Raw genomic sequence first — 14,226 nt, forward strand, 5'->3', positions numbered from 1 at the left:
CTTATAGAAAATGAAGTTTTCTTCAAAATCGAGGAGGAAAAATCATGATGAAAATGAGGTTGTATCTTGGTCTACTGCCTCAAAAACCATTAGAAATTAATGAACATAGATAATGAAACAGAAAAGAGGAAATCAACTTGAAAAACAATGACATGTTTTGTGATTTAGAAACTGGTGTATGCGGTGTAGGTGAAGAAGAAGATATCCAGGTCATTGACTTTCACCAACCTAAAAAATCCATTACGCTCTACTATGTAACAGATCCGATTTGTTCTCATTGCTGGGCAATTGAACCTGTCCTGCGTCGTTTTAAAGAGCAATATGGACATTATTTTCATTTCCAGACTGTGCTTGGTGGACTGCTAGAGAAATGGCATGACGGTCCAATTGATCCCGCAAACGGAATTTATAAGCCTGCTGATGTCGCGGGTCACTGGAGAGAAGTCGGAGAACATTCTCGCATGCCAATTGATGGGTCCTTAATGATTGACAATCCTGTTCAATCCTCCTACCCGTCCTCTCGCGTGTTCAAAGTGATTCAAAAACATCACGGTGATGAACGAGCCTATACGTTTTTACGCCGTGCAAGAGAAGCACTATTTGCATTCAATCAAAATATATCTGATATTACGGTTTTGATTGATATCGTCAACAACCTTGGACTGAACGGAGATGTTATTTTACATGAAGCGGAGCTCCCTAGCGGACAAGACTTATTAAATCAAGATTTTGCTCTTGTTCGAGACCTCGGTGCAAGAGGGTTTCCGACCATCATCTTCGTCAACGAAGAAAATAAAGGAGTTAAAATCACGGGTGGTCGACCGTTAGACGTCTATGTTGATGGATTAAAGCAAGCTTTAAACACTGTAGAGATTCAACCGAAGAAGCTCCCAGCTGTTTCTGCCTTGCTCGAAAAAGAAAAACTACTATTCTCTAAAGAGATTGAAGTAATGTACGATATTGACCAATCGGATGTGCGGTCATTTATGGAGAAAGAACTTTCACAAAAACCGTTTCAAATGAAAGAAGTTCTAGGGGAACAGTATTTCACAACTTCAACATAAGGAGAATGACGATGGCTTACGTATTACAAGTAGATTTTAAGATGAATGGCCCTTTTGGGGATGAAATGGCAAAAGAGTTTTCTGATTTAGCGAGAAGTATTAATCAAGAGGACGGGTTCATCTGGAAGATATGGACGGAGAATTCTGAGGAAAATGAGGCTGGCGGGATTTATTTATTCGAAACAAAAGAAGCAGCTGAAACATATCTCGATATGCATTCTAAAAGAATCACTAGCTTTGGCATAACAGACATCAACGCGAAAATCTTTGACATTAACTCTGAGCTGACTCATATCACAAAAGGCCCATTAAAAACGCATAAAGATTGACAAACGAAAAAAAGAGCAGTTGTTGGCTGCTCTTTTTGCTAATGAATTAAATAAGATATTCAACTTTAAGGCTGCTATCAGCAGCTTCCCCTATCTCACTTGTTGCTGGTTTTCTTGATTAAGTCTACACCTTCATATGACAGGCTTTCTACACGTACAGCCTTTTGCAGGATGTAATGATCAAAAAAGGTCTTCGTATAGTCCGTCACAAGATTTCGCATCTCTAATACATCCCTTGTGCCTCTAAGTTCCTCATCTACACCGGTAAACACGATGTCACAGTAATCTAAATGTGCAGCACCATCAACAGAGAAATAATAGGTTTCCATGCTGTTGTTAGCACCAATGATCGCATTCATATAATAATTCGGTTCAGAAAACAGGAGCAAAAAGGGTTTATTGAGGTCGCTGTCGAGAAGGCCGAATGCACCACTATCTAAGCCAACCCCGCAGACAAACCGGTCGTCATCCCGGCAAACAATAGCCGCTGTAGGCCCGCCATAAGAATGCCCTGCGATGCCCATGCCAATGCCGAGCAGCAGTCTGTTACGAAAGATAGACTTCCATTCTCCAGAGTCTAGTCTGTGAAGATAATCAGCTACGTACCTTACATCTTCTGCCTGTCGTTCACTATATCTTGTTAACTCGTTAATGATTGGCAAGGTAAGGATGTTATGGCACATCTCAATAGCCGTTTTATCGTCAGGGCGCATTTTCATCTTACTAGCCAGCGCCATCATCTCTGGATCTTCAGAAAACGCCATAATGACATCCGAAAAACCCTTTGAGACATTCACCAGCTTCCCATCTTTCCGTTTATACATGGTGCTATCCTGATGACCGATACTGACGACAACATACCCTTGGCTTGCCATGTCTGTACAGATGGCTGTCCCCCATTCTGGTGAACCACCCCCGCCGCAAACATAGAATAACACTGGATAGCGCTTTTCCTTCCCGGAAAGAGCAAGATCGTCATAACAATGAGTCTTGATATCGGTAGAGAAGAAGTTTATTTCCTTCAAATATTCAGTGACAAGTGGCTGCTCATGAAGCATCTCGTAGACTTCAGGAAACATGTACGTTGATGCAGTCTTCCCTTCGCTGCTATCGGACGGATAGTACACAAACGCGGTCAATTCTCTTTTTGAGTGATCTGATGCCGTATACTCAAAATCCATCTGGGTGCGTCCGGCAGTATAGCCGCCAATTGGTTCTGGGAATATGTCATACCTTTTCATATTTTGATGCCCCCTTCATCATAAAAATAGATATCCGCTCTTTGCTTGGTGAGTATCGTTTTGTGATATAATCTTGAGTCAAAGACAAGCGCTAAGAGAAATGGAATGAACTTGCTGAATGGAATTCATGAGAGAAGGTAAATGATGACCCTGCTCTTTCTGACGATGAACGGAAAATACTAGCGCGTAGTCTGCGAAAGCTTGAGCATATGGAACAATATATTTTTAACACGGCGCATATGAAGAAAATACATGGGGCTACTTTTGTTGAGCGATTTTTCTGTCATCTTGAATGCAGTAAGGATCACACTTGATGTTTTCTGCATCCATCCTCCTACTGTATATCTATGGGGCACATCAGCTTCGAGTATATTTGAGCGGTATGAGTTCTTCGATTTTCACCTTGACCAGCTCCCCAGCCATCTCGATGATGACAAAACATGCTGGTCCGAAGTCTGAAATGAGCTCTCGGCAGATGCCGCAAGGGCTTACTACTCTAATTTTTCTATCTTCTTCATCTGAATAGGGATGTCTCACTGCCACAATTGTATCAAAATCCTTATGTCCATTCGATAAAGCACTGCCAATCGCAATGGCTTCTGCACAAACAGTTACCCGTCCGATATAGGCTTCTATATGGACAGCCGACATTATTTCTCCTGTTTTCATGCGGATCGCTGCCCCTACATGGTGTTTATCATCTTCATAAAGACTGATAATCTTCTTTTTTGCTTCGTCTATTAATTCAAGATCTTCTTGGGATAAATCAAAAGTTTCCAACGTGTTCTCCTTCCCCTTCCATGCTCGTATCTATTATACCAAACATTAGGTAATGAACTGTTTGCCCGAAGATGAGTGGAAACAAAAATAAAGCTTATGTTTGCAGGCAAAAGCTTCTTTATGCTTTTTTATAGCGTTGAATCATAAATCGGATGATTTTTGTGATGACAGAGGTACACATGCATAGAAAGGTCATAGCGATGACCCAATACATATTCGACATATCGAACCCCGTATATGCAAAGATAAAAACGGTTGAAGCTGCAAATGTGATCATTAGAACAATGTAGACCCGCTTAAAGATGATATAGCCGACAATCCCCCATATCAAAGATAACAAAGGCAATGTAAACAAGATCAGAGCCATAGGTTGAAGAAAGGAAACAATCATCATTCACTCTCCTTTAATAGCCGTCATTTATTTAAATCCAATGAAGAAGCGAACAATCATTATAGTAATGGGAAATACGCTCGTTGATAACAAAAATTGGAATTTAAAGAAGTTTAATCTGTAGTGAGTTGACATTCTGGATGTATTTCAAGTTGAATTGAAAAAGGCTGCTTTCATGAAAGCAGCCCATTCACTAAACTTTCGACTATTTCAATCAAATCATTATACATTTCTTAACGATTGATCACCTGAATGATCTTCTCCTGAGCATCTTGTGCCTCAGGGATTGGCATGACAACAAATACATGAAGCATTTCAGGATAAACAAAGGTTTTGATGTCAATTCCTTGTTCTGTTAGTTTTTCATCGAGCTTTATGGCATCTGGATATAACATATCATGTGTTCCAATGAAATGAGTAATCTTCGCAAGTCCTTTGAATTCACCGTAAATGGGACTGATCAATGGGTCAGTTACATGTTGATCAGCTGTCCAAATCTTTGCAATGGCTTCCATTCCTTCATAACCTAGAATCGGGTCCTTTTTTGCATATTCAAACATGAGAGGATTGCTTAAGCTCATGTCAACACATGCAGATAATAAAATAATATCCTTCGGCTGCGGCAGATCCTCCTTCTTTAAAAGGTGCGCCAAACCAAGTGAGATATTTCCGCCAGCTGAATCTCCCATGATCGTCAATTGATTGGCACTTCCGGCAGTTTTCAGAAGGTCTTTATATAGGTTAAGTATTTTCGGATACGTATCCTGGTAGCTATAATGAGGCACTTTTGGGTAAATAGGAGCGACTACTTTCGCACCTAGTGATTGCGCCATTTTATCCATGAACCACCAATGGACATTCAAAGGCTGATTTGTCCACGCGCCTCCATGTAGATACAGAATGACTTTTTGGTTTTGTGATGCTTGTTCATTCAATGTGAAAACTTGCATGCCGTCGAATGTCTGCTCTTGTACCTCACTCATTAACTTCACATCATCTCCAATGGCATAAGGTTGCGTATTTTCCATTCCTTTTTGCTCAAGAAATTTTTTTGTGTGCTCGATACTAGAAAAACTCTCTTTATTACTTTGCGAAGCGAATAATGTTTCAAATTGAATACTTTCTTCAGAACGTTCACCATGATAAATTTCTACACTCATTTTTTTCTCTCCTTTCACTCAATATGATGATTGATCATCCTGATTTGGTACACGAAATGATTCCAGGTAGACTTGTACTTTTTTTTCAGGAGTTTTTAATAAGTTAGATAAAAGGTCTTGAATGAGACGAAGGCTTTTGATTTTCCTTTCAATTTCTTCATGTTTAAGATGGACAATTTTTCTTAGCGTATCAAGTTCTATGTCTTGACTTAGCATGTCCATAATTTCAGCTATTTCCTTTAATGAATAACCCAATGTTTTCGCATCTTTGATCAATTGAATCTTCACAACATAGTCTTCTGTATAGAATCTGTAACCGTTTGAACGTCGTCTTGGAGCAGGCAATATGTTGTTCTCTTCATAGTAACGAATTGCGGCAGGACTTATTCCTGTTTTTTTGGCAAGTTCTCCTCTAGTCATCAACTCCATCGTTACTCCTTTGTCATTATTTTGTCTTACTATATGTACATTATAAAGATTGAACTATACTTCAAGGTCAAGGTGAAACATTTATTGGCTTGCTATGACATGATTTGGGTTTCTTTTCGGTAAACAAATAAAACACCATCGCACCCGGCAAATAAAGGCGGGCGCAATGATGTTTTCATCATTCAATCTGGATTATGATAAATCTTCTCCATTTGTTGCAATCACATTTTTGTACCAGTAGAAGGAATCTTTTCTGTAACGATTTAATGTACCATTCCCTCTATCGTCTTGATCTACATAGATCAAACCATAGCGTTTACTCATTTGAGAAGTTCCGCAGCTAATTAAGTCGATGCATCCCCAAGGCGTATACCCCATTAAATCGACACCTTCTTTGACTGCTTCTTTCATCTGTTCAATATGTTGTTTTAGATAATCAATTCGATAATCGTCGTGTATTTCTCCGTCTGGTGTCAAGGTATCTCTTGCACCAAGTCCATTTTCACAAACAAATAAAGGCTTTTGGTATCTGTCATACAGTTTAATTAATGAAATGCGGAGTCCCATCGGATCAATTGGCCAATCCCATTGTGATAGCTCCAAATGCTCATTTTTGATTGGACTATCAAATGTACCCGCTAGCTCAGCCGCATCTTCTCGCGCTTCTGCAACGTGGGACATATAGTAGCTGATTGCCACAAAATCAACGATGCCCTCTTTCAAAATTTGCTCATCCTGCTTTTCGATATCCAGCTTGATGTCGTTGTCTGCAAAATATTTCACCATGTATGTTGGATATTCTCCTCTAGCTTGAACATCTGGATAGAACATATTCAATTGGTTCGATTTTACCGCTTGCAGCTGGTCCTCTGGCTTTGTTGTTTTTGCATAGGCTTCAATTTGGTTAATCATACAGCCAATTTGTGCATGCGGAATGATTTCTTTTGCTGCCTTCACTGTGAGAGCGCTGGCGATAAATTGATGATGTGATGCTTGATACGCAGCCTGTAATTTATGGTCTACTAGGTCCTCTAAAATTCCAGCACCGGTGTAAAGGCTGTTGAGGTTCATATTCATTTCATTGAATGTAATCCAATACTTCACTTTATCTTTATATCTTTCTAAAATGGCACGGGCATATTTTTCAAACAACGGCACAAGCTCTCTACTCATCCAGCCATTATATTTCTCTGTTAAAGTAATCGGCATTTCATAGTGAGACATCGTGACTAACGGTTCAATTCCATATTTCGCACATTCATCAAATACTTGATCATAAAAAGCCAATCCTTCTTCGTTCGGCTTTTCCTCTAAACCAGTTGGGAAGATTCTTGCCCATGATATAGACAAGCGAAACACTTTAAAGCCCATTTCTGCAAATAGTGCAATATCCTCTTCATATCGATGGTAAAAATCGATTCCGCGTCTTTTCGGGAAATCAAATTCATCAGGTTGTTCCTTGTATCTTTTTAATTCAGCTGAACTAACATCGAAAGTAAAGTTGTTCACTTTTCCTTTTTCATAAGGATCTTTATATGCAGCAAAGTCTGACGTCGATAGGCCCTTGCCACCTTCTAAGTACGCGCCTTCTATTTGATTGGCAGCAGTTGCGCCACCCCATAAAAAATCATCTGAAAATCCTTTTTTTACATTCTTCATTTCAATCATCCCTTCTCTTTATATTAGTGAATAAGCATTAAGAGCTTATTTTGACCTGCGGTGACATGAGCGTCACCTGTATGAATCACATCAAGGTATTGCGTTGAATTTGTGACGATAATAGGTGTCACTACATCTAAATGGTTTGATTGAATTCCTTCTATATCAAACGATAATAAATGATCCCCGGTCTTCATCTCATCGCCCTCTTTTACCAGTACATCAAAGAATTGGCCATTTAGGCTGACGGTATCAATCCCCACGTGGATCAATAATTCAATTCCATCATCTGAAACGAGTCCGATGGCATGTTTAGTAGGCGTAACAGTCACTACTTTTCCTGAGAACGGTGCTTGTACCACCCCCTTATCAGGCAAAATTGCGACTCCCTTCCCCATCATTTCACTTGAGAACACTGAATCATTCACTTCAGATAAAGGAATGACCTTTCCACTCATAGGTGCTTGAACTTCGAAAGGGCTTGTTTGTCTAGACATTTGTTGATTCTCTGTACTCACAGTGTGATTTGGCTTTTCTGCTGCTTGCTCGTTAACGGTGACTGACTCCTTAAATCCAAGGAAAATGGTGACGAGAAGTGACACGATGAAGCTCAAGGCGATTCCAATCAGAGCCAGCTGGAAATTATTCGTCCCTTTCATCATGTAAGTGGGCAGTGAAGTAATGCCCGGAATCGAAAAGGCTGTCGTTTTAACTGAAAATAAACCGTAAAAACATCCACCGACTGCGCCGCCAATTAATGAAGCATAAAAAGGTTTTTTTAGTCTAAGCGTGACGCCATAAATGGCTGGTTCTGTGATACCGAAGAAACTAGGAAGCAATGTTGAAAGTGCTAAAGACCTTGTTTCTACCCGCTTGGTGCGGATGATGACACCTAACACAGCGCCCGCTTGTGCCATATTCGCAATGAAATTCATCGGAAGCAGCATGATATCGTAACCCACTTTTTCAAAGCTGGCTAACGTGCTTGGGAAGAATGCGTAATGCATCCCAGTTAACACAATGAGTGGCATCAAGCCGCCCATTAATAAACCGGCAATCGGACCAGCGAAATTGAACAAAGAAGTGAAAAAGATTTCTAAATACTGCCCGGAAACGTTCCCAATAGGAGCTATAAAAGCCAGTGTAAGAGGAGCCGTGATCATCAGGCTCAGTACCGGTGTAAATACGATACTTAAGGATTTTGGGATCGCTTTTGTTATCCACTTATCGACAAAGCTTAGTAATAGCACACCTAAAATAATTGGTAATACGGAAGATGTATAATTATTTAGTGGAATACTTAACCCTAAAAAGCTTAACGGGTCTGCTCCTTTTGCTGCACCTTCGATCATCGCTGGGTATAGTAAAATTCCTGCTAATGCGAGCGCGAGAGATTCTCTTGTTTTAAACTTCTTCGCTGCCGAATAAGCAATGAGGAAAGGTAAAAAGTAAAAGACAGCATTTGAAAAGATTTGAAGTACTTGATAGGTAGAGCTTGTTTCCGTCAGCCAGCCAAAGCTAACAAACAGTGCCATGATCCCTTTGATCAACCCACTACCAACAATCGCTGGCAAAATAGGTGTGAAAATCCCGCTGATCACATCGAATACGACTTCGATCGGATTCATCTTTGACGTATTTTTAACTGGAGCAGATTCATTGCTGCTATGACCGACCAGATGATCAATCTTCTCATAGACCTCTGCTACCTTTGCTCCAATAATGACTTGGAATTGTCCACTTTGGAATTGTGCACCTAAAACACCATCTAATGTTTTCAGCTCATCTACTTTTACTTGGCTTTCATCGTTGAGATTAAATCTTAGTCTCGTGATACAATGCCAACTTTGAGATATATTTTCGGTTCCGCCGATTAAATTCACAATTTCTTGAGCCAATTCTTTATTTTCCATGCCTCCACCCCTTCATTTTCACAAAAAAAACCTAAACAAAATCCACCATTAGAAAAGATCATTCTTCTTCATGGAGATTTGTTTAGGTTAATGCTTTTTCATAACACGCCTAAAAGAAATCATTTATTTTTTTGGTGTTCCTTTGTGATTCTCTCAATATGGATGACTAAAAAAACAAGTTCGTCTTCTGTCACATTCCAATTGAATTCTCGTTTTAACATTTCTTTGATAATCAATCCGCAGGCATAACTCTTCATATAACGATCCTGAATTAATTCTTTTAACGAGTCATCCATCTGCTGCGGCGGTTGATTGGTTTCCTGCCTCACAATAAAATATCTCAAGTGTGTGATAAACCTCGAATAATTAATGGATGATTTATCCAATATCATCTCAAAAATATTTTGAATAATTTTGACGATTTCCTTCGTGAGGTGAGTCATCTTAATGGTGTCTCCCATAGACTGACCATCTATTTGAGCGTTTACAAAATGCAGGGCAATGAGTGAAGCTTCAGTATCTTCAAAAGAAATGCCCATCATTTTTTGAATAATTGTCAGTGCTTTTTTCCCGATTTGATATTCTTGAAAATAGAGATGTGGAATTTCCCACACAATGGGGTTTTCATACGCCATTTTTTCTTCGTGCCTTTGAATAGCAAAGGTGAGATGATCGGATAGCGAAAAGAGCACGCTGGAACCTAACTTCTTATTCAACATCTCTTCGCCTACGCGAATGATTTTTTCAGTTAATAAAAGGATATCAGTTGGGATAGCGGCAAGTTGAGATTCTAATGGAGACGTCTGATCAGAATAAAATGTCTTACTGACAGCGCTCTCATCAAGAGTATCACCTTTCTTCTTTTTAAAACCTATTCCTGTTCCAAAAACAACGACTTCATTTTGAGCCTCTGTTAGAGCTAATACAATATTATTATTTAAAACTTTAACGACGGTGAACATCCTCATCCCACCTTACCTAAAATGCTAAAAAAAGCATAAAAAAACACCAAAATCTCAGCAAACAACGTACAAATGTACAAACTGTTTACCTGACTTGGTGGTGCCTGATTATATCAGTAACACTCCTGCATCGGTTACGACTTTATTTTAAACAGAGGAATGACCAAAGTCAACTATTTTTTCTTAAAAAATAGATTGAAATACCTATAATCATTTTAAATTTCATTGATCATTTTACGGTTTAACATTTTTAAGGTTGCTGTAAGGTTCGGATTAATACAAGTTAAGGTTGAGGTTGTACAATGGGGTTGTAAGGAAGTGAGGGAAGAGTCAAATGGTCCCCTCTTCTAAATCAATCATAGAGGTGAAAAGGTTTGAGAGAAAATAAAATTTTGTCTTCATTATGTTACTTCAGTATCTTTTTTGCACCGTTTCTGTTTCCAATTATCGTCTATTTCTTAGGAAAAGACGAAGTGAAATATCATGCGAAAAAATCGCTTTGGACGCATTTAATTCCTTATTTGATTTTTGGCATCGGTATTGCCGGTTCAGGGTTACTTGGCATGAACGATATCAGTCATGCTGGTCCGTTCTTAATTGCAACGTATGCTGTGACATTCCTTGTCGCGATCTACTTCTTCATTTGGAACATTGTGAAAGGCATTAAAGTGTTTTCAGAATAATAGATGAAAAAAACGGTTCTGTGATTGAGCAGAACCGTTTTTTGTATGTCCGTTCAAGCGGGTAATTGGATATCAATCGTTGTTCCTTCCCCTATCATACTTTGTATCGTAATATCTCCGCCGTGTTTTTGGATGATATCTTTTGCAATCGCCATTCCAAGACCAGAGCCTGCATGTGTCCCTCCTGTATTCGTCCCTCTATAGTAGCGGTCAAACACTTTTTCTAGCTCTGCTTCTTCGATTCCTTTGCCGTTGTCTTGAATCGTAATGTGGGTGTTTTCTTTTTGTTCAAGCTGTACAATGATGTTCACATCAGCATCATTGTGAACAACGGCATTTAAAATGAGATTGGTGACCGCTCTTCGTATGAGGATCGTATCAATATTCAGCATAAGCTTGTCTACATTCGTTTGCAGCTCAATGGTCTGATCTGCATATCTCGAATCGTTGAGGATATCAATTAACGTTTCACGCAGCAACGGCACAATGTTCACCAGCTCTTTATGCAGCATCACATCGTTATTTTTCAGTCTTGTTGTTAAATTGAGATCCTCCATGACATCTTTAATGTAAAGTGATTTATTCTCTATGATGCTGGCATAATGTTTGATGTCTTGATCTGAAAGAGGATAATTTGGATCTTTCATGATTTCTGCATAGCCTTGGATTGAGGATAATGGTGTTTTAATATCATGAGAAATATGACTGATCCACTCTTCCCGCATTTGCTCTAATTTGTCTTTTTCCTTTTGGCTTGAAGCGAGCTGCTCTGATAAGTGATTGACATTATAGAAAACATCTTTATATATCCCCTTAGTTGGCAGCTTCGTCGTATAATCTCCGTTTGCGAGCCGTTGGATGCCATATATGGCACGGCCGAGCGGTTTGATGAGCTGCCGGCTGAATAAGTACCCAATGAGTAAGGCAATGATGGCATCTATTGATAATAAAATCATCGTCCCGATATTGAATTGCGATATTAAGTCTTTCGTATCAAAAGAAAATAAATATTTTCCGATGGAAGGGTCCTTAAATCCGATAAAGTAGCTGTATTCCATGCCCTTTCCATTTTTCCCCCCAGCATAAATAGTCGACATCAATTGCTTATCTTTATATTTATGTAAGTTCACGACTTCTATAGGTGTGTATTTGCTCTTTAAACCTTTAGGTGCTTGTGCATGATAAACATCTTGTCCATTTTCGTCTAATATTTGAATCCATGCATTTTGTTGTTTTAAGGCTTGCTGTCCTTCTTTGCTCACAGTGATATCTTGATTGGACAAGGTGATGTACTGTTCAAATGTTCTTGTGAAGGTTTCCGGCGTATTTTCTTCGTTTTGCTGGCTGCTTGCTTGTAGTACAAGCCAAATCATGAATCCAAATAAGTTAATAAAGACCGTGATAATGGTCACGATAATGACAGAGACCATATATCTGCCTGTTAATCGCCATTTCATCTTTACGCATCCTTTACAACAAATTTATAGCCAAGCCCTTTAACCGTCACGAGAAATTCTGGTGTAGATGGGGAATCTTCTATTTTCTCCCGAAGTCTTCGTATATGAACCATCACTGTATTATCAGAACCGAAGAAATCCTCTCCCCAAACCGTTTGATAAAGCGTTTCTTTACTGATCACGCGATTCGGATGCTGCAAGAAATAGGTCATCAACATAAGTTCTTTCGGAGTGAGCTCAATCGCCGCTCCGTTTTTCGTCAGTTCGGCTTGCTGCTCGTTTAACTCAAATGGCCCTTTTTTGATGATGGGATCTGCTTGAGAAGGCTGTAAGTATGACGACCGTCTAAGCTGGGCTTTTACCCGGTAGGCGACTTCTTTTGGACTGAACGGCTTTGTAATATAATCATCACCGCCAATGGCAAGTCCTACAATTTTGTCTGATTCCTCTCCCTTTGCTGATAAAAAGATAATCGGAACATGCGAGACGTCTCTGATTTGTTTGCAAATATCGTAGCCTTCACCGTCTGGCAGCATAATATCCAGTATGACGAGATCAGGTTGTTCCTGATGGAATTGTGAGAGCCCATCACGGGCAGTTGAAGCTGTTATCACCCGGTCAATGCCTTCTCTTGTTAATACGGTATGGATTAATTCCAAGATTTCTTTTTCGTCATCTATAATCAAGACTTTGCTTTGAAGTTTTGGCATTATGATCACTCTCCTGAAGTCATTGTTATTATTATACCCAAAGTGGAGACGTCGTGAAAAATCAACTTTCTATTGACACAAAAAAGCCAATTTTCTTTTTTAATGAGAAAATTGGCTTTTGGTGTTTTTTTAGCGTTTGACCACAAATGTTGTCACACTTTGAGCAGGGAGATGTGCCCAAAATTGATTTCCTGATATGTTTAAGTCAGTTCCAGGCTGGAGGTTACTGTTGCTGCTCGTGATCCATCTTGACGCTTGGGAAGCAGTTCCGTTTTGCATGACAAAGTGTTGATTGACTCCTGTATTGTTTTTGTTAATCGCGACAATGACGACCTGATTGTTTCCTTTATAGGCTGAGACGAAAACATTCGGTTCAGGGCTTTTCGTTGCATCAATTCTGACGTACCCTGGACGCACAAACTTGGAGAAATGCGCCATGTTGTATCCACGCTTGCTAATCATTCCATCTTCTTTCATAGGACCGTATGATCTCCGGATGTACCACCACACATACGCCTGAAAGTCCCCTTCCACCATTGAATGGTGAATATGCTCTGATACCCCTAATGCCTCAGGCCAGCGGTCCGCTGAATTGTTATCACTATTCGGGTAGTAGACCTCTGTCATCCACAGCTCTTTCCCCCCTCCTTTTTGTTTGAAAAGAGGATACGGAAGCTGGCTGATTTGGGTTCCGTACAGATGGGCACCGAGAATGTCCATATTTCTAAGCGCCTGCGGATCGTTTAAGATAGGATCTGAGATATTCTTAAGGTATTGAAAGGATTCTGGTGCAATCACACGTGCATTAATGGAGCCGGCATTTTCTCTCATGAATCGCAGGATTTCCTGAGGTGTCCACCATGTCCATTCATGTGCATAATCAGGCTCGTTTTGTACGGAAATGGCATAGAGATTGACGCCATTATTTTTCATGTATGTCACAAAATCATTCAAATGCTGAGCATATGCGGCGTATTGATTGTATCTCAGCCGCTTTGCAGACGCACCATTACGGTTGAAAGTCTCTACCATATGGCTTGGAGGATTCCAAGGCGAAGCGATCACCAAAGCGCCATGCTCTATCGCTCTTTTGGCGGTGGCGACTTCTCTGTGCCAATTATTTCTGTTCTCGTCTACATAAATCCGTAAAATGGAGAATCCTAACTGATTCTGTCCATTGCCAAAGGCGGTATCCCTTTGAGGGCCGGTCAAATCACCAATCCAGGCCGGGTGGTTCATTCCGCCAAAGCCGCGAATCACTTGTCTTTCCGCATTGACATTAATATTCGCATCACTTGCCGCTGACACCTCAGTTACGCTGGGTCCTATGAACATGACAGACAACATAGTGAAGCAGACCAATAAAGTGCAAATTGGTTTTTTGATTATGGACATCAAATTTTCCCACTCTCCCATCAACCATTAATCGATGCCGTAGCATCAGATTT

General features: G+C 39.9%; 14 protein-coding genes. 3 read left to right on the forward strand and 11 right to left on the reverse strand.

Annotated elements, in window-relative coordinates; genetic code table 11:
• Window positions 1-137: 137 nt before the first annotated feature.
• Both MHH54_RS09050 and MHH54_RS09055 read left to right on the forward strand, forming a co-directional pair.
• Window positions 138-1,064, forward strand: a complete 927-nt coding sequence (locus MHH54_RS09050; RefSeq protein ID WP_003211311.1) for a DsbA family protein — start codon at window positions 138-140, stop codon at window positions 1,062-1,064.
• An 11-nt stretch (window positions 1,065-1,075) separates the two neighbouring features.
• Window positions 1,076-1,393 (forward strand): monooxygenase, encoded by a 318-nt coding sequence (locus MHH54_RS09055; protein ID WP_003210842.1) that lies wholly within the window; start codon window positions 1,076-1,078, stop codon window positions 1,391-1,393.
• A 95-nt stretch (window positions 1,394-1,488) separates the two neighbouring features.
• On the opposite strand, the gene MHH54_RS09060 is transcribed toward MHH54_RS09055, so the two are convergent.
• The 8 genes from MHH54_RS09060 to MHH54_RS09095 all read right to left on the reverse strand — a co-directional run bounded on the left by MHH54_RS09060 (window position 1,489) and on the right by MHH54_RS09095 (window position 9,928).
• Window positions 1,489-2,634: a choline esterase gene (locus tag MHH54_RS09060; protein WP_268493798.1), complete on the reverse strand. Its 1,146-nt coding sequence runs from the start codon at window positions 2,632-2,634 to the stop codon at window positions 1,489-1,491.
• A 357-nt stretch (window positions 2,635-2,991) separates the two neighbouring features.
• Entirely contained in the window at window positions 2,992-3,414 is a 423-nt protein-coding gene (locus MHH54_RS09065; RefSeq protein ID WP_003211471.1) for a cytidine deaminase, read from the reverse strand.
• Between the two features lie 118 nt (window positions 3,415-3,532).
• Window positions 3,533-3,805, reverse strand: coding sequence for a DUF2651 family protein (locus MHH54_RS09070; RefSeq protein WP_342500891.1), 273 nt, complete (start codon window positions 3,803-3,805; stop codon window positions 3,533-3,535).
• Window positions 3,806-4,038: 233 nt separating this feature from the next.
• Window positions 4,039-4,965 carry an alpha/beta hydrolase gene (locus MHH54_RS09075; RefSeq protein ID WP_342500892.1) on the reverse strand — a complete coding sequence of 309 codons (927 nt, stop codon included), beginning with the start codon at window positions 4,963-4,965 and terminating at the stop codon, window positions 4,039-4,041.
• An 18-nt stretch (window positions 4,966-4,983) separates the two neighbouring features.
• The gene (locus tag MHH54_RS09080; RefSeq protein WP_106035468.1) at window positions 4,984-5,394 is read right to left on the reverse strand and encodes a MerR family transcriptional regulator; all 411 of its coding nucleotides are present in this window, start codon (window positions 5,392-5,394) and stop codon (window positions 4,984-4,986) included.
• Window positions 5,395-5,586: 192 nt separating this feature from the next.
• Window positions 5,587-7,062 carry a family 1 glycosylhydrolase gene (locus MHH54_RS09085; protein WP_106035467.1) on the reverse strand — a complete coding sequence of 492 codons (1,476 nt, stop codon included), beginning with the start codon at window positions 7,060-7,062 and terminating at the stop codon, window positions 5,587-5,589.
• Window positions 7,063-7,076: 14 nt separating this feature from the next.
• On the reverse strand, window positions 7,077-8,966 hold the full coding sequence (locus MHH54_RS09090; RefSeq protein ID WP_342500893.1) for a beta-glucoside-specific PTS transporter subunit IIABC: 1,890 nt from the start codon (window positions 8,964-8,966) through the stop codon (window positions 7,077-7,079).
• A 119-nt stretch (window positions 8,967-9,085) separates the two neighbouring features.
• The gene (locus MHH54_RS09095; RefSeq protein WP_106065371.1) at window positions 9,086-9,928 is read right to left on the reverse strand and encodes a PRD domain-containing protein; all 843 of its coding nucleotides are present in this window, start codon (window positions 9,926-9,928) and stop codon (window positions 9,086-9,088) included.
• A gap of 374 nt (window positions 9,929-10,302) precedes the next feature.
• Here MHH54_RS09095 and MHH54_RS09100 point away from each other — a divergent pair, with 374 nt between their 5' ends.
• The gene (locus tag MHH54_RS09100; RefSeq protein WP_050944865.1) at window positions 10,303-10,611 is read left to right on the forward strand and encodes a DUF4870 domain-containing protein; all 309 of its coding nucleotides are present in this window, start codon (window positions 10,303-10,305) and stop codon (window positions 10,609-10,611) included.
• Window positions 10,612-10,664: 53 nt separating this feature from the next.
• Here MHH54_RS09100 and MHH54_RS09105 read toward each other — a convergent pair whose 3' ends face one another.
• The 3 genes from MHH54_RS09105 to MHH54_RS09115 all read right to left on the reverse strand — a co-directional run bounded on the left by MHH54_RS09105 (window position 10,665) and on the right by MHH54_RS09115 (window position 14,176).
• Window positions 10,665-12,068, reverse strand: coding sequence for a HAMP domain-containing sensor histidine kinase (locus MHH54_RS09105; RefSeq protein WP_268493809.1), 1,404 nt, complete (start codon window positions 12,066-12,068; stop codon window positions 10,665-10,667).
• Window positions 12,069-12,070: 2 nt separating this feature from the next.
• Window positions 12,071-12,778, reverse strand: a complete 708-nt coding sequence (locus MHH54_RS09110) for a response regulator transcription factor (protein ID WP_342500894.1) — start codon at window positions 12,776-12,778, stop codon at window positions 12,071-12,073.
• Between the two features lie 129 nt (window positions 12,779-12,907).
• Complete coding sequence (locus MHH54_RS09115) at window positions 12,908-14,176, reverse strand: glucuronoxylanase (protein WP_034619861.1); 1,269 nt, start codon at window positions 14,174-14,176, stop codon at window positions 12,908-12,910.
• Window positions 14,177-14,226 lie beyond the last annotated feature (50 nt).

It is taken from the genome of Bacillus sp. FSL K6-4563 (assembly GCF_038630405.1).
GTDB classification, from domain to species: domain Bacteria; phylum Bacillota; class Bacilli; order Bacillales; family Bacillaceae; genus Bacillus; species Bacillus pumilus.